Origin of the sequence: Neoalteromonas arenosi (assembly GCF_030362855.1) — a bacterium.
GTDB lineage: Bacteria > Pseudomonadota > Gammaproteobacteria > Enterobacterales > Alteromonadaceae > Alteromonas_E > Alteromonas_E arenosi.
In genome coordinates this window covers 43,906-63,484 of the sequence record NZ_JAUCBP010000012.1, presented here as the reverse complement: position 1 = coordinate 63,484, position 19,579 = coordinate 43,906, and the positions used below count along the sequence as shown (strand labels likewise).

The 19,579-nt window shown below is 48.1% G+C and carries 16 protein-coding genes; 7 read left to right on the top strand and 9 right to left on the bottom strand.

Features of this window, described 5'->3' with window-relative positions; translation table 11 throughout:
• Positions 1-109: 109 nt before the first annotated feature.
• The 4 genes from QTP81_RS13955 to nudF are packed head-to-tail and all read right to left on the bottom strand — an operon-like array spanning position 110 to position 2,528.
• A complete protein-coding gene (locus tag QTP81_RS13955; protein WP_289366354.1) occupies positions 110-712 on the bottom strand; it encodes a YqiA/YcfP family alpha/beta fold hydrolase in 603 nt (200 codons plus the stop codon).
• A 23-nt stretch (positions 713-735) separates the two neighbouring features.
• Positions 736-1,479: a metallophosphoesterase family protein gene (locus QTP81_RS13950; protein WP_289366353.1), complete on the bottom strand. Its 744-nt coding sequence runs from the start codon at positions 1,477-1,479 to the stop codon at positions 736-738.
• Positions 1,472-1,906: a DUF1249 domain-containing protein gene (locus tag QTP81_RS13945; protein WP_289366352.1), complete on the bottom strand. Its 435-nt coding sequence runs from the start codon at positions 1,904-1,906 to the stop codon at positions 1,472-1,474. Before QTP81_RS13945 ends, QTP81_RS13950 begins: the two co-directional genes overlap by 8 nt.
• On the bottom strand, positions 1,896-2,528 hold the full coding sequence (nudF, locus tag QTP81_RS13940; protein WP_289366351.1) for an ADP-ribose diphosphatase: 633 nt from the start codon (positions 2,526-2,528) through the stop codon (positions 1,896-1,898). Before nudF ends, QTP81_RS13945 begins: the two co-directional genes overlap by 11 nt.
• A 161-nt stretch (positions 2,529-2,689) precedes the next feature.
• Here nudF and tolC point away from each other — a divergent pair, with 161 nt between their 5' ends.
• The gene (gene tolC / locus QTP81_RS13935; protein WP_289366349.1) at positions 2,690-4,114 is read left to right on the top strand and encodes an outer membrane channel protein TolC; all 1,425 of its coding nucleotides are present in this window, start codon (positions 2,690-2,692) and stop codon (positions 4,112-4,114) included.
• Positions 4,115-4,179: 65 nt separating this feature from the next.
• Here tolC and QTP81_RS13930 read toward each other — a convergent pair whose 3' ends face one another.
• The 3 genes from QTP81_RS13930 to prsT all read right to left on the bottom strand — a co-directional run bounded on the left by QTP81_RS13930 (position 4,180) and on the right by prsT (position 8,051).
• The gene (locus QTP81_RS13930; RefSeq protein ID WP_289366348.1) at positions 4,180-4,344 is read right to left on the bottom strand and encodes a hypothetical protein; all 165 of its coding nucleotides are present in this window, start codon (positions 4,342-4,344) and stop codon (positions 4,180-4,182) included.
• 52 nt (positions 4,345-4,396) lie between these two features.
• Positions 4,397-5,203: an ion transporter gene (locus QTP81_RS13925; RefSeq protein WP_289366347.1), complete on the bottom strand. Its 807-nt coding sequence runs from the start codon at positions 5,201-5,203 to the stop codon at positions 4,397-4,399.
• A gap of 64 nt (positions 5,204-5,267) precedes the next feature.
• Positions 5,268-8,051: an XrtA/PEP-CTERM system TPR-repeat protein PrsT gene (prsT, locus tag QTP81_RS13920; protein WP_289366346.1), complete on the bottom strand. Its 2,784-nt coding sequence runs from the start codon at positions 8,049-8,051 to the stop codon at positions 5,268-5,270.
• A gap of 199 nt (positions 8,052-8,250) precedes the next feature.
• Between prsT and QTP81_RS13915 the strand changes: the two genes are divergently transcribed.
• Genes QTP81_RS13915 through QTP81_RS13905 form a run of 3 tightly spaced genes read left to right on the top strand, consistent with a single transcriptional unit; the run spans position 8,251 to position 12,376 of the window.
• The gene (locus QTP81_RS13915; RefSeq protein ID WP_289366344.1) at positions 8,251-10,002 is read left to right on the top strand and encodes a DEAD/DEAH box helicase; all 1,752 of its coding nucleotides are present in this window, start codon (positions 8,251-8,253) and stop codon (positions 10,000-10,002) included.
• 8 nt (positions 10,003-10,010) lie between these two features.
• Complete coding sequence (gene cysG / locus QTP81_RS13910; protein ID WP_289366342.1) at positions 10,011-11,435, top strand: siroheme synthase CysG; 1,425 nt, start codon at positions 10,011-10,013, stop codon at positions 11,433-11,435.
• Positions 11,393-12,376: a hypothetical protein gene (locus tag QTP81_RS13905; RefSeq protein WP_289366341.1), complete on the top strand. Its 984-nt coding sequence runs from the start codon at positions 11,393-11,395 to the stop codon at positions 12,374-12,376. The genes cysG and QTP81_RS13905 overlap by 43 nt, the downstream gene beginning before the upstream one ends.
• Here the strand turns inward: QTP81_RS13905 and QTP81_RS13900 are convergent.
• On the bottom strand, positions 12,373-13,296 hold the full coding sequence (locus QTP81_RS13900) for a diguanylate cyclase domain-containing protein (protein WP_289366340.1): 924 nt from the start codon (positions 13,294-13,296) through the stop codon (positions 12,373-12,375). The genes QTP81_RS13905 and QTP81_RS13900 overlap by 4 nt on opposite strands.
• 62 nt (positions 13,297-13,358) lie before the next feature.
• Positions 13,359-14,756 (bottom strand): PhoH family protein, encoded by a 1,398-nt coding sequence (locus tag QTP81_RS13895; protein ID WP_289366339.1) that lies wholly within the window; start codon positions 14,754-14,756, stop codon positions 13,359-13,361.
• A gap of 271 nt (positions 14,757-15,027) precedes the next feature.
• Between QTP81_RS13895 and rapA the strand changes: the two genes are divergently transcribed.
• The 3 genes from rapA to QTP81_RS13880 all read left to right on the top strand — a co-directional run bounded on the left by rapA (position 15,028) and on the right by QTP81_RS13880 (position 19,511).
• The gene (gene rapA / locus QTP81_RS13890; protein ID WP_289366338.1) at positions 15,028-17,868 is read left to right on the top strand and encodes an RNA polymerase-associated protein RapA; all 2,841 of its coding nucleotides are present in this window, start codon (positions 15,028-15,030) and stop codon (positions 17,866-17,868) included.
• Positions 17,868-18,587, top strand: coding sequence for a bifunctional tRNA pseudouridine(32) synthase/23S rRNA pseudouridine(746) synthase RluA (gene rluA / locus QTP81_RS13885; protein ID WP_289366336.1), 720 nt, complete (start codon positions 17,868-17,870; stop codon positions 18,585-18,587). The genes rapA and rluA overlap by 1 nt, the downstream gene beginning before the upstream one ends.
• Positions 18,588-18,725: 138 nt before the next feature.
• The gene (locus tag QTP81_RS13880) at positions 18,726-19,511 is read left to right on the top strand and encodes a DUF3530 family protein (protein ID WP_289366335.1); all 786 of its coding nucleotides are present in this window, start codon (positions 18,726-18,728) and stop codon (positions 19,509-19,511) included.
• The last annotated feature ends 68 nt before the right edge of the window (positions 19,512-19,579 follow it).

Here is a 19,579-nt window from a genome sequence, read left to right as displayed (position 1 = left end):
AAGCTGTGTTTACTCTGCGCTGAAATTATTAATATGCTTCGTCATTTACCCTTGCGGTTTGGGCAAATTGGCTGGCGCTAATTGAATCTTGATAGTACCAAGCCCCCCCTCATTGAGCAATTGGTGCAACTGGGTTTGTGGCGAAAAGAAAGGTAAAAATGTCTTCGAGGTGATCAGCAAAGTCAACAAAGCTGTGATCCCCACCTGCTTCAACAGTAATATCCCCCCCACTATAGCGTGCCTCGGCTAGGCGATAGTCGAGGGTTTCATCGCCTTGTTGCAATAACACTTTATACGCTGCAGGCTCAGCTATCACAGCAGGCTCCATTGCTCTTAGTTGTTCAATGTGGTCTGCGGTCACATAAAATTCTTCCCCGCTGTACGGGTTAGTGTGCTTGCCCAAATAATCTTGCATCAAATTATATGGCGCAACTGCGGGGTTGATCAGAACCGCCCGACCACCAAACTGTTCAATCAGCCAATTACTCAAAAAGCCCCCCATTGAACTACCAATTAACCGCAACGGCTCACCACTGGCGACAATCGGTTCAATAATTTTATGTAGCACAGCTGGCACAGCGTCAATTGTGTTCGGGATCTGCGGGGTAATTAGGCTGATTTGCGGGTAATGTTCAGCAACGTAGGCTTGGGTTAACTGGGCTTTCTCAGATTGGGGTGAACTTAAAAATCCATGTAAATAAACAACGTGCATAAAACCGCTTTACTCCTTAAACGTTAACAATAAACGACATCGGTGTGCCATTTACCCTGTGGTTGTAAATCTATAATTCGATAGCCCGGCGGCGTATCACTAACACTGAAATCCGGTGTATTCCCCCATTGCCAACACGTACTAGGGCAGGCCAATATCGTTGTATTGGCAATCTTAGTAGTGCGAGCGGTGTGCACATGCCCATGCAGTAATAGCGGTGTATTGTTCACACGTTTGAGCATGGCATGCAATGATTCTGGGTTGAACAACCGATGTTTATCCATCCAAACAAAACTGTCTTGCGGGGGGTGATGCAAAACAACAATGTGCTGTCTTTGTTGATCTACCAACAAGTGCTCAGTGAGTCGGCGCAAGGCGGTTTCGCATACCCGTCCGTTAGCTCGGTCAAAAGTACTTGGCAAGCGATGTATTGCCCAAAACTCGTTGAGGATATGACTGCTCAGTGTTTGCATTTCGGCAAATGCCGTTTGCCAAAGGCCAATATCGTCATGATTCCCAGGCAGTGATAACAACGGTGCGACAATTTTTGATTGTTGCCATATAGACTGTAAACGCTGATAACTTTCAACACTGTAGTCACCAGAGATATCACCTGTCAGTAACAGTAAATCTGGGCTATCTTGAGCTATTCGCGCTACAACCTCTCTGAGGCTGGCACTTGGATTGATATCGGCATAGCCAGTCTTGTCACCATCGGCGAATAAGTGGCAGTCAGAAAACTGGATTAGACGCAAAGATTCAGGCACTCGCAGAGGATTCTCGCTGCTGGGTCAAACAAAAGCTCAACCATTCAGCGAGAAAGTGATTAACCATCTGCTTTTCATTTTTTTGATGCATTTTGGCATTGGGATACGGGTAACTGGCGTTGAGCTGACCGACGCGTTGCGTAGCAATTACCTCAGCTACACGGGCGTCGTGATAGAGTCGCACTTGCATCGTAGGTTGCAGAATAAGTGGTACCCCCGTATTACTCTGACTCACCTCTAGCGTACTGGTGTAACGTGCTGAATCGATAATTCGAATGCGATATTTTAGCCCTTTACCGGTAGCAAACTGATACTCCAAATGTTCCGTATCAACATCGGGTAACAAACGCATCATACGCATATAGTTAGCCTCACATACCGCGAGTATGCTGGGTAAATGAGGTACGTATTTCTGCTTATTCTGCATTATCGCCTTGCCACTGTGCCAAAAGGTTGGCTTTGTTTAATAAGAACCATTGTACTGCAATTATTGCCGCTGCATTGTCTATTTTGCCGTTTTTGAGCCACTCCTCAGCTTCATTAACCGGTACGCGGTGGACCAATATATCTTCAGATTCGTTATCCAGACCATGCACTCCATGAGCTTCTGAGGCGTCGACTTGGGCCATATAGATTTGCAATCGCTCAGTTGTTCCGCCCGGGCTGGCTAAATAACTTACCGCTTCAGTTAAGTTGCTTAAGGTTATACCGGCTTCTTCCATCGCTTCGCGGTGACACACTTCAGCCGGCTCCTCGCCCTCGTCAATGATACCGGCGATTACTTCAATTAACCAAGGTGAGTCCGACGTTTCCATCGCGCCAATGCGGAACTGCTCAATCAGTACGAATTCATCGGTGACAGGATCATAGGGTAAAACCGCAACAGCATGGCCGCGTTCAAATATCTCGCGCACCACATCACCGCTCCATCCACCGTCGAATAAACGGTGTTGAAATCGATACTGGACCATTTTGAAATACCCATCGTATAACGGGCGCGTGGTTAATTGGCGAACATCGGCAGATGAGTAACGTTGGATTTTTGGCATAAACTTCTTAAATCGTCCATTGGTCTTAACACCCACGCAAGTTAATTACATTCTGTTACACTTGAAGCGAAAGTGTTACGACTATTTAATGTTGATTAGTCATTGAATTTCGTAGACTTGTAAGCATATACCAGAACACGTTTTTACACTAAGGCGCACACATGAAAAAAACTGTACTTTCTTTGCTCGTTGGCCTGAGCATCTCCGCCAATGCCATGGCTGATGATTTATTACAAGTCTACCAGCAGGCGATTGAAAACGATCCCGTGGTGAATCGAGCTAAAGCTGATCGTGACGCCGCTTTCGAAGGTATCAGCATTAGCCGCGCAAACTTGTTACCACAATTATCTGCCAACATCGGCTATACCATGGCAACTCGTGACGATACCAATCCGGAATTCACTGACGTGGTAGACGAACAAGGCAATCCGGTATTGGACGAAAACGGGGATCAGGTCCAAGTCTTTAGTGGTTTTCAAGTGTTCGAAAACGAAACCGAAACACTCTCAATGGGTGCCAACTTGTCAATGTCATTGTACGACCATGCCAACTGGTTGGGCCTAGACCGTGCTGAATTGGTTGCACAGCAGAGTGAAGCCAACTATTCAGCTGAGTTACAGCGGTTGATCACTCGAACAGTGTCTGCCTACCTTGCGGTGTTGCGCGCCAAGGATAATGTTGAGTTTGTTCGCGCTGAAAAGCGCGCCATAGAGCGCCAGTTAGAGCAAACTAAACAGCGTTTTGAAGTGGGTTTAACCGCAATCACTGACGTCCATGAAGCACAAGCCAATTTCGATAATACGGTCGCGCAAGAGATCCGCGCCGAGAACCAATTGGAATTGCGCCTTGAAGAGCTGCGTGAAATTACCGGTAAGTATCACGATAAATTGTACGTATTAGATACCGAAAAATTTAGTGCACCACGCCCTTCTCCTGATTCAGCCCGTGAATGGCTTGAAATTGCTGAAGAAAGTAACTTGGATTTATTGGTCCAACGCTTTGCTAAAGATATCGCTATGGAAGATGTCGACATTGCCACTTCTGGCCACTATCCAACCCTATCGCTAAACGGTAGTTATGGCCGCACTGATACGACCGTGGTTGGTGGCGGTGCAGGTGGTTCAGATTTGGATATTCCAGCGCTGAACAACCAATCTATTGGGATTCGCCTCGACGTGCCGATTTATCAAGGCGGCTCAGTCAGTGCTCGCACCGACCAAGCGCGGTATCGTTATGTTGCTGCGTCAGAAACCCTTGAACTGACGTATCGTCAAACCGTGCGCTCAGTGCGTAGTTCATACAACGACGTAATCGCATCGATTTCAACCATTCGCGCATTCGAACAAGCTGTAGTATCTGCGCAAAGTGCCCTAGAAGCTACAGAAGCCGGTTTCAAGGTCGGTACACGGACAATCGTCGACGTGTTAAATAGCACGCGAAACTTGTTTGACGCGCGCCGCAATTTAGCCGGTGCTCGTTATGACTTTATTCAAGCGATTGTAAGCTTGAAGCAAGCAGCTGGAACGTTGACACGCAGTGATGTAGAAAGCATCAACCGCGCTCTGTCACCCGAAGCGGCTGAATAAGCGCTATCGCAATACAAAAAAGCCCGGTCTAGTACCGGGCTTTTTTGCACGTGTTATTTGATTTGCTAACGCGTTTCATTTAAGCGTGAAAGCAGTGATTGCAATTGTATTTTTAATTGCTCTGCTTCGCTTTTGGAAACTGAAAAATTGAGCAACGAATCGCTTACCTCTTTCAACTGTTGTTGCAACGATTCTCGTGATACTTGCACCTTTGAAATTTGCTGTTCCATGCGAATATTCCTCCTGTAGCTCCCAGAAGTATACCCACAACTACAGCATTTACTAGTCTCTAGAACGCGCCAATTCACTAACCATTTGTTTCAATTCTTTAATTTCTTTTTGTAAGTCCTCGATAGTCGGTTCTTTTGAATGTGCGAGTGCCTCTGCTCTGTGTTCTTCTTCCATCACATTCACAACAATACCGATGACCATATTTAAGAATGCGAACGCCGTGAAGAATATAAAACTCATGTAGAACATCCAGCTCAACGGGTATACTTCCATCGTCTCGTACTGGATGTCGGTCCAATCCTCAAACGTCATTACGCGGAAAAGCGTTAGCATCGATATGGCAATATTGCCCCATAAAAATGGGTTGATGTCTTTGAATAAAAAGCTGCCGATAGCTGCGTAAATATAGAAGATAATAAACAACAGCAACACCACATAACCCAATTGCGGTAACGCCTTTATGAGTGAATTGATCAACAGGCGTAGCTCGGGAATGATCGATACCATCCGCAACACGCGGAATACCCTTACTAAGCGAGCCAAGAGAGCCATCTCACTGTCTTGAATGGGAATTAAGCTGACAACGACTACCAACGTATCAAATATATTCCACCCCGATTTAAAAAAGTCTTTTTTGTTCGGTTCAGCGATGAAGCGAATGGTAATTTCAAATAAGAAAAATAGAGTGATAAAAACATCGAGATAACGGGTTAACGCATAAGCGAAATCCGGCAAATCATAGGTTTTTGCGCCAATTTCTAAGGCCGAAATGATGATCACAGCAACCACAAAAAATTCGAAAGCGCGATTGCTCTTGAGTGCAAGAAGCCTCTCTTGCAGACGATAATAAAAACTCATAAGAAAACCGAATTACACGAACGGGTAGCCTGAAGATAGGTCCCGTCCGTGCTTTTTCAAGCGCTTACAGCGCAAGGTTAAGATTATATTTTGCCTGTAAATCTGCCACGCGTTGTTGCGACGCGGGCAGCTCAAACGTGCGGTCTTTAAGACGGCGCTCAGCGACAGTGGTGTTACCTAACTCCAGTAAAACCTCGATGTAGTTAAGATATACCTCTTCATTTTGCATTTGCGCGTCAACAGTCAGGTCGTATAACTCAAGTGCTTCATCTAAGCGGTTCTGGGCGCGATAGATTTGAGCCAATGTATCGGCAGCTGCAGGGTTGCGTGGTTGTAGCTCGACGGCCCGAAGTGCGTAAGTTTCTGCTGATTCATCATCGCCTTCTTGCAGTAACAAGTACGCAATATTGTTTAACGCGACAAAGTTATTTTCATTTTGCTCGATCAACTTGGCATATTCTTGTATCGCTGCAGAGCTGTCTTCGGCAATTTTACGTTCGGCCAGCAACATGCGCGCTCTGGAGTCATTCGGGTTTTGCGCTACGTAGTCTTTAAGGAGTGTCAATGCTGTATCGCGATCGTCAATACCATCGTGAGCAAGTACAGCAACCAACAGGTTGCGCAAACCGGGTTTCTCTGTGTAAGCGCCCATTGCGGGTTCGATGGCTTGCGCGTACTCACCTTCTGATAGAAAGTTACGCGCGATAATTGCCTTTACAAACGGGTTATTCGCCGCAGTCTCGGCAAGTTGCGACAGCGATGCACGGCTGCTCTCCACGTCTCCAATCAAGCTATAAAAATGCGCTTGGAGGACCACAACTTGTGCATCTGGGCGTTTACTCAAAAATGTCTGGGTGACCTCAACCCCGCGCTCAAAGTCGCCGGACAAATCGAGTAATAACAAACGACCTAACGCAGCATCTTTGTCATAGGGGAATAAATCTAACCATTGTTCGTAGTGGCTTTCTGCTGCATTAATTTGCCCGCCCTGAATAAGCGCTTGGCCTTTTAAGCGCCAAAAGTCTCGTGGCGTTTGTCGGTCGGGGTTGATTCGCTCAAGTGTCGTTAACGCTGTGTCGAACTGTCCTTCTGACGCATACATCCGCGCGACTAACACCCGTAGTTCGTCGTTATTGGGGTTTGCGCTCAATTGCGCCTGTGCATTGCGCAGCGCTGTTGCGGTATCACCGCGCTCCCGCTCGACTAAATACTGCAATGCCAATGCGGCCTGATCATTGGGTTGTGTGGAAAGTACGCGATCTATCTGCGCCTTCGCTTCAGCCAAATCACCTTGTTGCGCCAAGAATCGTGCGTACGCCAACAACACACTGGGTTCTTCAGGGGCAAGGGCAAGCGCCTGCTGGAACTCACTACGCGCAGTTTCAATGTCTTGGTTGCGAACGGCGATTTCAGCGGCTAAAACGTACGGCTGTGGAGCATCAGGTGCAGCAGCTTTCCAATCACTGGCCAGGGCCGCGGCTTTATCGATTTGGTTGGTCGATAAATAGGCTGTCGCCAACGTCGACTGGGCAGTCGCTGAATCCGGCGCCTGAGCCACCGCTTGCTCCAAATTAATGATCCCTTCAATTTGATTCAACGATAATTGCAATAAGCCCATACGCAAGAGATCTTCGGCCCCATCGCCGAGCTGTTGGGTGCGTTGTAACATTTCCTGAGCGTCGGCAAGATTACCGGCTTTTACCAATTCGTAACCCGCCCGCGAAAACAACCCCGCATCACTACTGTCTTCCGTTTGTAAGCGTTGCAATGAGGCCGTTGCATCATCGGCAAGGCCCAACTGTAATTGACTGGCAGCGAGTAACTTAATCCCCGGGTGGTTATCGGGCAAAGACGATGCGATAAGTGATAGATGCAGGTTTGCCGCTTCATAATCGCCTTGCTGAAAGGCGGCAAAGCCGGCGACTAAACGCAAGATGGGATCATTGCGTCCCGCATCAATGGCGCGGCTGAGTCGCCGATAGGCAGCTTCATATTTGCCCTGCTCTGTCAGGATAATACCTTTGAGTTGGTTCAGCATTGGGTTGTCTTTGCTGATTTTGAGCAAATCATCTACATAGCGGTCGGCTTCCTCGGTGCGACCCAGTTCGACAAGCATCGCCGCTAACATAAATTTAGTGTTCGAGTCTTTGGGATATTTACTCAAGTAATCGCTGTAAGCCTCAATGGCCAAATCCGTCTGTTGTTGTTGCAAATACAAGCGCCCAAGCATTATCAGCGCATCTTGGTTAAGCGGAGACTTGTCGCGCGCTTCCTTGGCTAACTCGGTTGCCGTGGCTAAATCATCCTGTAATACAGTACTAATTACCGCCACTAAATCTTGATAAATCGAACTGGTTTGCAGCGCAAGTAGTTCCTCAATCAACGCTTTGGCTTCGTCGAGCTGGTCAAGCTCTAGCATCGATTGGATTTTGAAAAAGCCTATTTCAACTTGCTCGGCACTAGTTAACTCCGCCATTTGATGGTCAACGTCAACCAGCGCATTAAACGAACCGGCTCGCTGGTGTGCACGAGACAACTGCGGAACGACCTGAGCTGCGGGGTGACCTAACTCTAGGGCTCGCTGAAGTTCTTTCTCTGCACCTGAATAATCACCCAATTGTAAATAGAGCTTACCGAGCTCGAAACGCGGTGCGGATGCTTGAGGGTCTTGCTGAATGGCATTCTTTAACTCAACGATAGCCGCTTCGGGCTTATCTTCTGCGATCAATTGCTGCGCAGCGGCGAGATACTCTTCGCTGGTTTTTTGACTGCAACCGACTGTCAACAGTAAACACACTATCGTAACGAGTACGAAGCTACTGCGACCTAAATTTGCGAATAAGCTCATGGTAAGTCCTTTCTGTAATGATGCCTAAGTAGCCGGCAATCTGGTGTAATTTTTTAGATTACATGGTATAGGCTCAGGTTATCGAATATACTATACGCTTTGCAACACTCAAGCGGTGATTGTTGAACCATCCAACGGCACTTCTTGATGGGCGCGCCAAGCTGATGAGCATTTTACCCGCCCAATTTCAGGATACAGCATGACTACCAACGTCGATTTGACATTTAGCGACTTAGCACTACCCGAACCAATTCTTAAGGCCCTTGAAAAAGTAGGGTACGAAAAACCATCACCAATCCAAGCGGAGAGCATTCCACTGCTTCTGCAAGGACATGATTTACTCGGCCAGGCCCAAACCGGTACAGGCAAAACTGCGGCTTTTGCGCTGCCTATGCTCGCTCAGCTTGACCTTGAAGCGACGTTACCCCAACTACTCGTATTGGCACCAACCCGTGAGTTGGCGATCCAAGTTGCAGAAGCTTTCCAAGTATACGCAAGTTTTTCAAAGAAAATCCGAGTATTACCTATCTATGGTGGCCAATCCTACGACAACCAGATTAGACAGCTAAAACGCGGTGTACATGTCGTGGTGGGCACACCAGGACGCGTTATTGACCATATAAAACGCGGCACACTAAAACTTCACGAGTTACGGTTCTTAGTACTCGATGAAGCTGATGAAATGTTGCGTATGGGCTTTATCGACGACGTAGAACACATTCTGAGCCATGCGCCAGAAGAACGCCAAACGGCCCTGTTCTCGGCGACAATGCCAGAGCCTATTCGCAAGATCACTAAACGCTACCTCAAAGATCCTAAACAAGTAAAAATTGCCTCTAAGGTAAGCACGGCAAGCACGATACGCCAACGTTATTGTCAAGTAGCTGGGCATCACAAACTGGAAGCATTAACCCGGATCATGGAAGTGGAAGCCTTTGATGGCATGATTATCTTTGTGCGAACCAAGACGGCTACGGTTGAATTGGCAGAAAAGTTATCCGCACGCGGCTATGACGTAGAGCCATTGAATGGCGATATTCCGCAAAATGCGCGAGAGCGCACCGTAGAACGTCTTAAACAAGGCAAGATAGATATCCTCGTTGCGACAGATGTGGTTGCTCGTGGTCTTGATGTTGAGCGCGTCAGTCACGTCATCAATTTCGACATTCCGTACGATTCAGAGTCATATGTGCACCGGATTGGCCGAACAGGTCGAGCGGGACGTCAGGGCGACGCGATTTTGTTTATTAACTATCGTGAAAAGCGCTTGTTGTTTTCGATTGAAAAAACCACCAAGCAGCCGATCGAAAAGATGGATATCCCGTCTATAAACGAGCTCAACGAATCGCGCTTAACACGCTTCCAAGCCAGTGTGATGGACGCACTGCAAGACGATTCTATTGAGCAGTTCTTGCCGGTTATCGACAGCATTCAAGAGCAAACTGAAGCGTCTCCAGAGCGCTTGTTAGCCGCATTAGCAAAACTTGCTCAAGGCGACGAACCATTGCTTCTCAAAGAGTCTGATCGACCAGATTTACACAGTAAGCCAAAGCGCGATGAACGTCGTGATGGGCGTGATGGCAAAGGTGGTCGTAATGAGCGTCGTAGCCAAGGCCCGCGCAATAGTAAGCCAGACGCTGACAAACAACGTTACCGCATCGAAGTAGGCCACTCACACGGCGTTAAGCCAGGTAATATCGTCGGTGCAATAGCCAACGAAGCCAATATCAGTAGTAAACACATTGGCGCGATTGAAATTTACGATACGTTCAGTACGGTTGATTTACCCAAAGGTATGCCTGCTGACACGCGCGAAACGCTAAAAGGTACAAGGGTGGCCGGACAACGCTTGAATATGCGTGAATGGTCAGATGAACCACCGCGCAAAGGCAGCAAGCGCCGCAATGAAAAAGGTGGTTCGGACAAACGTCGTAAGCCTAAATTCGACTAAACCACACAATGCAGTACTTTCCTGTTTTTATTGATACCGACCACACTCACGCGTTAGTCGTGGGTGGTGGCGAGGTCGCTGCTCGCAAGCTAGAACTATTGCTAAAAACGCACGCAAAGGTGACCTTGGTATCACCGTGGTGCTGCCGCACCGTCGAAGAGTTATGTGCACAGCACGGTGTAACGGTGCTGTTGCGCAAGTTTGAAGACGACGACTTAAACAATAAAAATTTGGTCTTTATTGCCACTGATGACCCAGAGGTCAATCAACATGTGCATGACTTAGGACACAGCAAGCAGATTTTAGTCAATGTGGTCGACAATACACCATTGTGTAAATTCATAACCCCGTCCATTGTGGATCGCTCGCCGATCCTCATCGCAATGAGTTCCGGGGGCGTTGCACCGGTATTGTTGCGCTATTTACGCCAAAAGCTCGAGAGCGTTATTCCGCAAAGTGTGAGCCGTTTAGGCGAGTTTTCGGAACGCTTTCGCGATAAAGTTAAATCTGCATTAGCCAACGTTACTGAGCGACGTTACTTCTGGGAGGAAGTGTTAGATGGCGATATCGCCGAACACGTTGTTCAAGGTCGTGACAAGCAAGCGGCGGAAAAACTCGACGCACTGCTGAACAACTACCAACAGCAGCAGCGAGTTGAAGGCCAAGTGTATTTGGTCGGTGCCGGCCCCGGTGATCCTGATCTTTTGACGTTTAGAGCATTGCGCTTAATGCAAAAAGCCGACGTAGTGGTGTACGACCGCCTGGTCTCACCGGCTATTCTGGAAATGGTCCGCCGTGATGCAGAGAAAGTTTACGTTGGCAAAGCAAAAAGTAAGCACACCTTACCGCAAGATGAAATAAATCAATTGCTGGTTAGCGAAGCACAAAAAGGCAACCGTGTTGTGCGCTTGAAAGGGGGCGATCCGTTTATCTTTGGCCGTGGAGGCGAAGAAATACAAACCCTGCTTGAGCACAACATTGGCTTTGAAGTAGTGCCGGGGATCACTGCCGCCACAGGCGCTGCAACTTATGCAGGTATTCCACTGACTCATCGCGACCATGCACAGTCGGTGGTGTTTGCGACGGGGCACTTAAAAGATGACAGCATTGACTTAAACTGGACAGCCTTGGCGCAACCGCAACAAACGATTGTTTTTTACATGGGCCTAACGGGTTTGCCTATCATCAGCCGTGAGTTAATTGCCCACGGATTAGCGTCCACAACACCTATCGCACTTGTGGAGTCAGCAACACTTCCCAATCAGCGCGTGGTAACAGGTACCCTAGAAACGATTGAAAAATGTGCAGAACAGGTTGACATTAAGCCCCCAACATTGATTATTGTTGGAGGAGTAGTTGCTTTACATGAGCAATTGAACTGGTATCAGCCATGCGCAGAAACACAATTAAGCAAGGACTCGTTGCAAGTTTAGCGTTATTCGCATCATTTGCTTTATACGCTCAACAACAGAGTTTTTCACGCAATGCCACACAAGATGGTGTCGCGTACGCGTATGCGTGGTTAGACCAAGATCGTCAGTCACAGGACCTATCGTTTACCCTTGAACAAAGTGCCATCGCGCGCTTGCCCACGACTCAGCGCAGTTACCAACCGTCGGTCGCGCAGCGTCACGTGGTCGTGTCTTTGTTCCATCACGCAAGAACCTACGATCCCAAACAAGTGCGAATCGACATTAAACCCAATGGCGAATTAATTGATATTTCGGTCAGCAGCCGCTTCCCAGAAAAAATTGCTGAATATCAGCAAGCGATGCGCGCACACGAGCAGCAAGCTTATGATGAGTACTTATATAAAAATTATTACGAGCGCTACCAAACGCGTTTAAACCAAAATGCGATAAAACCCGATCACTTGCGCTATATCGATGAAAGCACTCGTGCACTGATTCCGCTCTCGCAAGCGATTTATGAAAAGCTCAACCGCGACAGCGATGCGCGCGAATATATTAATTTAATGCTCGGCTGGTTGCAGTCCATTCCCTATTCGACATTGACTGATCGAGTATCCACCAATGGTTCAGGCTTTTTGCCCCCTATCACCTTACTCAATCAAAATATCGGCGACTGCGATAGCAAGACAGTTTTAGCCGCAGCGATAATTCGCGCCTTTCTTCCCAAAGTACCAATGCGGATGGTATTTTTGCGCAATCATGCCTTGTTGGCGATTAGTTTAACTGCGGGTAATGAAGATCAAAGAATAATGATTGAAGGCTTGCCCTATATACTTATGGAGCCGACCGGCCCAAGTCTGATGCCGCTAGGAGAAATTGGCCAGCAAAGTTTACTGGCGATCCAACAAGGTCAGTACACCACACAATCGATTCAGGCTGCCATTACCCAACAAGTTAACTAATCTTCGCCCATTACGGTGGTGTCTCGGCCTTGGTTTTTCGCTGCATAGAGCGCTTGATCGGCCTGTTGATAGATTACACTTGGTGAGTTACCAGCTTGTGGCGCGCATAACACACCGCCAACGCTAACGGTAAGCCGATTGCTGACTTCAGATGCCTTGTGCTCAATGCCTAAAGCAGCAATCGCTCGGTGGATCTTTTCACACAAAGCCTGCAGTGCCTTCTTGTCGACATTTGGCAATATCAACGCAAATTCCTCTCCACCGACGCGCGCGACAATATCATCCGTGCGCTGCGCCACCGAATACAAGGTACTGGCCACACTCTTTAGCGCATCATCACCTTGAGCATGGCCATAGGTGTCGTTGTATTGTTTAAAGAAATCAATGTCAATTAACACCACACCGTAATTAGAGCGTTCACCCATGCAGTGTTCATGGATGCTAACCAGAGACTCATCGAAGGTTCGGCGATTAGCAATTCCAGTTAATCCATCAGCGGATGCTACATGCGCTAAGATATCGCTTTTCACCTTCAAATCGATATGCACATTGATCCGGGCGAGCGCCAACGGGATTTTATAGGGCTTGCGAATATAATCGACGGCACCTAGCTTTAAACCCCGGAGCTCATCTTCAGTAGAGTCTTGGCCAGTGACGAAAATCACAGGAATGGAGTCAGTACTGGCATCGCGCTTGAGCTCGCGTAACACCTCATAACCATCCATATCCGGCATGCGAATATCGAGTAAGATAAGGTCGACCGGACGTTTGCGAACAAAATCCAAGGCTTGTTTACCAGAGGCCGCTTGATGAACCCAATACTTTTGCACCAAGGCATTGGCCAAGATTTCAGTATTGATGGGCTCATCATCAACCACTAACACAGACGCCCTGTAGTCATTGAGCTTTTTAATCAGCAAAGGTCAAACCCCACAACACTCTCCTGTTGTTGACACACACTCTAGCCAGCGTACACGGATAACTACAGTTGCTCTTCTGCAAACTCCGCCAAGCGACTGCGCACCACGCCATCTAAGTTGATAGTAGCGCTGCCGGAGAAGTTTTTAAATTTCTCAACGATATAAGTCAAACCCGACGTAACCGCACTTAAGTAATTGCTATCAATTTGGGCCAAGTTTCCGCCACAAATCAATTTAGTGCCTTCACCACAGCGGGTAATAATCGTTTTTAACTGTGACGCCGTCAGGTTTTGCGACTCATCGAGGATCACTATTGCGTTTTGTAAACTGCGGCCGCGCATAAAGTTCACCGATTTAAACTGGATGTTGGCTTTTTCCATGATGTAATTCATCGAGCCTTTAGTGTTCTCGTCATTCTTGTGTAACACCTCCAGTGAGTCCGTGATCGCTGCCAACCACGGAGCCATCTTCTCTTCTTCAGTGCCCGGTAAGAAACCAATAGACTCAGCAATTTCTGGGGTACTGCGCGTAACGATGATCTTATCGTACATGTTGCGCTCTACCGTCATTTCCAACGCTGCAGCCAATGCTAATAACGTTTTCCCCGAACCGGCAGGCCCCGTGAGGACCACCAAGTCAATATGTGGATCAAGTAACGCATGCAGCGCTAACGCCTGACCGATATTCTTTGGTGATATGCCCCACGCGTGACGCCCCATTAAGCGCTCATAGCCCAAGTCCAGCACATCCATCGTTTCATCGTCCATGGACTCCACCAAGCCAGCAAAGTGCCCCGTTTCATCAAGCAAAAACTCATTGATGTACGCCTCTGGTAACACCTTGCGCGGTATCGTATGAATCGTGTCTCGGCCCTCAGTGCGACTGTCGACAGATTTAACATTACTCCAAAAATCACCCTCAAAGGTATGATAACCCTTGGATAAGTATTTGATATCGCTTATCAATTGGTCTGTTCGATAGTCTTCAACATGAGCAAGGCCAGCACCTTTTGCCTTTAAGCGCATATTAATATCTTTGGTAACTAGCACGACTTGTCGAGGTGCTCGCGCTTTTTGTAAATGTAACGCAACGTTTATGATGCGGTTATCATTCTCGTTACTGGTAAATACCTGCTGAGAGGCATCCATGGTTAAATCAGTAAAAATTGACAACGTGCCGGTTGGCGCTGACTCGCCGGCCGTCATGCCTGCCATGGAAACGCCTTGAATCATGTCTTCCGGTGTCGCGTCATGGAGTAAATCCTCCATTGCGCGAATCGAGACCCGCGCGTCGCGTGCAACATCCTTTTTGCTGTCTTTAATATAATCGAGCTCTTCCAGTACCGTCATAGGTACAACGACATCATTTTCTTTGAAAGAGAGAAACGCCAATGGTTCGTGAAGCAGAATATTTGTATCTAAAACATAAATCTTGGTGGTGGGCGCTTTTTTTCTTGGCATCCGTTACTCCAGTTAACAGCGACTCACGCTGCTGTTTGCACGATCGAGGACGATGCCAGTAAGCGTCAGGGAAACGTCTTCCTGCATCGCTTGCTATGTTGGTTTTTTAACATAGTTAGCACCACCTTAGTAAAGTTTGCAGCGCTTCGCACCAACTTTTTTAATTAATTGTGTTTCACTGTCTTTCAGCGGTCGAATTACAGTGACTTTGCTACACTTATCGCTACAATACCGCCCCCGGAAATTTTGCAACTACACTGGAGTTTGTTACATGGCAAGTCATCAACCGTTCGCTGTCGGACAGCGCTGGATCAGCAATACAGAACCTGATCTAGGACTCGGTGCGATTATTGCCGTGAGTGCGCGTAGCGTTGATATTCTATTTCCCGCAACGGATGAACAGCGTACTTATGCACTTGCCAGTGCACCGTTAACGCGCCTGCTGTTCGCCGTTGGCGATACCGTGCAGAGCGAAGAAGGTTGGCAACTGAGTATTAGCGAAGTCATAGAGCACAGCGGCGTAGTCCGGTATGTGGGCTTGCGTGAAGATACCAAACAAGATGCACAATTGCATGAAACCCAACTCGATCACAACATTCGCTTAAATCAGCCGGAAAAGCGCTTACTCAGTGGACAACTTGACGATCCCAAGTGGTTTGATTTGCGCAACGAGTGCTGGCGTTATCAACATCAGCATCAAACCGCAAAAACTCTAGGACTAGCCGGGGCGCGTATCGAACTTATCCCACATCAGTTGCACATTGCTGCTGAAGTCGGTCAGCGTTATGCACCGCGAGTATTACTTGCCGATGAGGTGGGCTTAGGCAAAACCATAGAGGCAGCGCTGATCATCCACCAGCAATTGCTCACTGGTCGTGCGCAGCGCGTGCTTATTGTCGTCCCTGACAGCTTAGTGCATCAATGGTTAGTAGAGATGTTGCGACGGGTTAATTTATCTTTTGCCGTATTTGATGCCAGTCGCTGCGAGGCTATCGCTGAGGAAGATGGCGAACAGCAAAATCCGTTTGAAACAGAACAGCTGGTGTTGTGCTCTTTGAGTTTTTTAACCGAGAATACTAAGCACCGCGAACAAGCCATATCGGCCCAGTGGGATTTGATGGTGGTTGATGAAGCCCATCATTTGCAGTGGCAACAAGATGCACCATCAGCGCAATATCTCGCGGTGGAGCAGCTAGCACAAGCCACTAAAGGTGTATTACTGTTAACCGCCACCCCCGACCAATTGGGCCATGAAAGTCATTTTGCGCGCTTGCGTTTGCTTGACCCAGCGCGGTTCCACGATTATCAGGCCTTTCTTGAGGAAGAACGCCATTACGGTGAGCTCGCTCAAGCTGTTGAACCGCTACTTGCACACAGAATACCGGACGCCATAGAAATTCAACGCTTAACTGACGTAGCTGGTGAATGGTTAACTGCAAAAACCGACTTTACCGATGCTGCGCAGCGCGAGTCATTAATCGATACATTAATTGACCAGCACGGTACTGGCCGTTTGTTATTTCGTAACCGCCGGGCCGCTATTCAAGGCTTTCCTGAGCGTCAATTGCACGCACATCCACAAAAGTTACCGACTATTTATCAAGGTCTGTTTGAACAAGAAAATGCCGACATCTATACTCGCTTACACCCTGAACAACAGCCTGAAGTTTTCGATACTTGGTTAGAAAACGACCCACGGGTTGATTGGCTCTTGGCACATTTGCTTGCCTGTAAACCCGAGAAAGTACTAGTGATATGTGCCAGCTCTGTTACCGCGCAGCAGTTGGCTGAGCATGTACGGATTAAAACAGGGATCCGCCAAACGGTTTTTCACGAAGGCATGAGCTTGCTCGAACGCGATAAAGCCGCGCACTACTTCGCCCAGAACGAAGAAGGAGCACAGGTATTAATTTGTAGCGAAATTGGCAGTGAGGGACGTAACTTCCAGTTTGCCCATCAACTCGTCCTATTTGATTTACCGCTGATCCCAGACTTGTTGGAGCAACGCATAGGACGACTAGACCGAATCGGTCAGCAGCGCGATATTCAAATCCATGTGCCCTTCTTCAGCGAGTCTGCTCAACACGTGCTGTTTGATTGGTATCACCAAGGCTTGAATGCATTTGCATCTACCTGCCCCACCGGTACCCGGGTATTTGAAGAGACCCAAACAGAGTTAGTCGGTTGTCTACTTGCGCCTAATGATGCGACTGCAATAGAGGCGCTAGTCAGCCATACCCAAGCTTTGAACAACCAATATCGTCAGCAGTTAGAGCAAGGCCGCGATAAGCTATTAGAGATGAATGCTGCCGGACAAGGGAAAATTGAGCCACTGCTTGAAGATATCGCCCATCAAGATGTGTCAGCAGAGCTGCCTAACTTCATGAATCGCTTGCTTGATGCACTGGGTGTACAACAAGATGAGAAAGACCATAACAGCTATGTATTGATGCCTACAGAGTCTATGGTTAGTCAATTGCCAGGCCTCGATCCTGAAGGTATGGAAGTCACATACCGACGCTCTACAGCAGCCAGTTTAGAACACTTGCAGTTTATCAGTTGGGATCATCCTTTAGTGCACAATGCGATGGATATGGTGCTCACTGATGTATTGGGAAAAAGCAGCGTGGCCTTTATTAAGTCACGGGATTTACCCACTGGGGCATACTACCTGCAGGCGAGTTTTGTGTTAGCTGCACAAGCTCCCAAAGCATTACAACTGACGCGCTATCTTCCACCAACCCCGATCAGTATTGCGATTGATGCCAAGGGCCAAATCTGTGAACTGGCCCCCGAGCCGTTGTTCAACGTCAATAGAGCAGTCGCCAATAAACTGCTGACGGCACTGAAACCCGCAATCATGCAAAATTTGGAAAATGCCGAAAAACACGCACATCAAGTGGCCAATAACATCCAACGCGATGCGATTCAAAGCATGCATAGCGTGCTCGGCGAGGAAGCCCATCGACTTATGGCGTTGGCCAAACACAATCCATCTATACGCCAAGAAGAAATCGATTTTATTCGCACCCAAATGAATCAGCTCGATAGCGCAATGCAAGGTGCACAGTTACAACTGGATGCTCTGCGATTATTGGTGAATAACCCGTAATGGTGCTTCTTAACTACCAGCCACCAATGACGCCATACCTGACCTTATTGTATCGCGATGAGGATGTCTTGGTGCTGGCAAAACCCAACGGATTGCTGAGTGTAAAGGGGCGCGCCGAGCAACACTTTGACAGCTTACAAACCCGCACCCAACGCGTGTTCCCTACGGCATCGGTAGTACATCGACTCGACATGGCGACTAGCGGTATCATATTAATGGCACTAAATAAAGCCGCGAATCGCGAATTGTCGCGTCAATTTCAGCAGCGTCTTGTGAACAAACGCTACATTGCCCGCGTATATGGTCATCCCGAGCAGGAACAAGGCGTAATTGAATTGCCACTTATTTGCGACTGGCCCAATCGTCCGAAACAAATGGTCGACCGCGAAAACGGCAAGCCATCAACCACCCACTATCAGGTCCTTACTCGCGATACCTATAGCACTCTTGTCGAGCTTAAGCCAATTACCGGGCGCTCGCACCAGTTGCGCGTGCACATGCAAGCCATTGGACATCCAATCCTAGGCGACCGTTTGTATGCCCATGATGATGCTTTACGTGTGTCTGATCGGTTATTGCTGCACGCCGAATCTATTGAATTTAGTCACCCAGCTAGCGGTGAGCCGATGCGATTTGAGTTACCGCATTCGTTCGCAGACGAGCCGGATTCGGCATTGCACCATCAGCATCAGGCATTTATTCAGGTTAACCACCCTTAAACTTTTAGTTTTTGGCTGCTGCGCCGATATATTGTGCATAGCTAACGATTGAGTAAAGAGTGCTTGATTTCTCAGGTTTGCAAACAGTACAGCCGCATTAGCCGATTAATTGTGCTCATTTGGAGTACATGGATAAGTATGCCAATGACAGCGCAAGAATCCCTCTCTAGCGTTGAGTTGCTCACCACTGATGCTCAGCAGCGCCTTGATAAAAGCGAATTTAATCTTGTCCTTGCTGGCACAGAGCAAATCCCAGTAGCGACATCTCCTGCCACTGTGCCGCTCACTCGTGGGGTTGCGATCTTGCTAATCCCCGCTCAGCATGGCTTATTTGGCGACCATGGTTTCAGTACTATCGTCGATGATCTGAATAGTTGGGGCTGGTTTACTTTAGTCATGCCCGCACCACCGATGGGCACGGCACCGCCTGAAAACATTGCGCTACCCGACGACATTAATGCGCGCAGCGCATTGAGTAGCTTCAACGAAGAAGTACTTACGCGTTATGCCCTAGCGTTGAGTCAACGCATTGATGCGGCCTTTGCCGCAACACAAGCGACCCCAGGATATCGCCTGCTAATTACGCAAGGTATTAATGCCGCTGGAGTAGTTCGCTTATATCAGCAGGGTAGTTTACTCCAACCCGACGGGCTGGTAGTCGCCGGTCCTTTTTGGCCGGAACCTGAGCTCAATGCCGCGCTTCCCGAACAGCTGGCCAGCACGGCTTTTCCGGTGCTCGACTTAACCAGTGAATGGGATAATCGCTGGAGTGTTATGACGGCCGAGCAGCGCCGTATCAGCGCCGTTACATCATTGAAGATCCACTACCGACAGCGCGATATTGTCGGCACGGAATACAACGTCATTCAATACCGTGCAATGAGTAAAGAAATGTATGGCTGGATGACCTCGCTCGGTTGGTAATATTCAAATAAAATTCAATGCCTTTTCTGGCTATGCACTACTGAAGTGCAGTCTGCATGGGTAATTCT

Coding starts and splice junctions, on each gene's coding strand:
- QTP81_RS13955 (WP_289366354.1), bottom strand. CDS start 712: ATGCACGTTGTTTATTTACATGGATTTTTAAGTTCACCCCAATCTGAG.
- QTP81_RS13945 (WP_289366352.1), bottom strand. CDS start 1,906: ATGCAGAATAAGCAGAAATACGTACCTCATTTACCCAGCATACTCGCG.
- nudF (WP_289366351.1), bottom strand. CDS start 2,528: ATGCCAAAAATCCAACGTTACTCATCTGCCGATGTTCGCCAATTAACC.
- tolC (WP_289366349.1), top strand. CDS start 2,690: ATGAAAAAAACTGTACTTTCTTTGCTCGTTGGCCTGAGCATCTCCGCC.
- QTP81_RS13930 (WP_289366348.1), bottom strand. CDS start 4,344: ATGGAACAGCAAATTTCAAAGGTGCAAGTATCACGAGAATCGTTGCAA.
- QTP81_RS13925 (WP_289366347.1), bottom strand. CDS start 5,203: ATGAGTTTTTATTATCGTCTGCAAGAGAGGCTTCTTGCACTCAAGAGC.
- prsT (WP_289366346.1), bottom strand. CDS start 8,051: ATGAGCTTATTCGCAAATTTAGGTCGCAGTAGCTTCGTACTCGTTACG.
- QTP81_RS13915 (WP_289366344.1), top strand. CDS start 8,251: ATGACTACCAACGTCGATTTGACATTTAGCGACTTAGCACTACCCGAA.
- cysG (WP_289366342.1), top strand. CDS start 10,011: ATGCAGTACTTTCCTGTTTTTATTGATACCGACCACACTCACGCGTTA.
- QTP81_RS13905 (WP_289366341.1), top strand. CDS start 11,393: ATGCGCAGAAACACAATTAAGCAAGGACTCGTTGCAAGTTTAGCGTTA.
- QTP81_RS13895 (WP_289366339.1), bottom strand. CDS start 14,756: ATGCCAAGAAAAAAAGCGCCCACCACCAAGATTTATGTTTTAGATACA.
- rapA (WP_289366338.1), top strand. CDS start 15,028: ATGGCAAGTCATCAACCGTTCGCTGTCGGACAGCGCTGGATCAGCAAT.
- rluA (WP_289366336.1), top strand. CDS start 17,868: ATGGTGCTTCTTAACTACCAGCCACCAATGACGCCATACCTGACCTTA.
- QTP81_RS13880 (WP_289366335.1), top strand. CDS start 18,726: ATGCCAATGACAGCGCAAGAATCCCTCTCTAGCGTTGAGTTGCTCACC.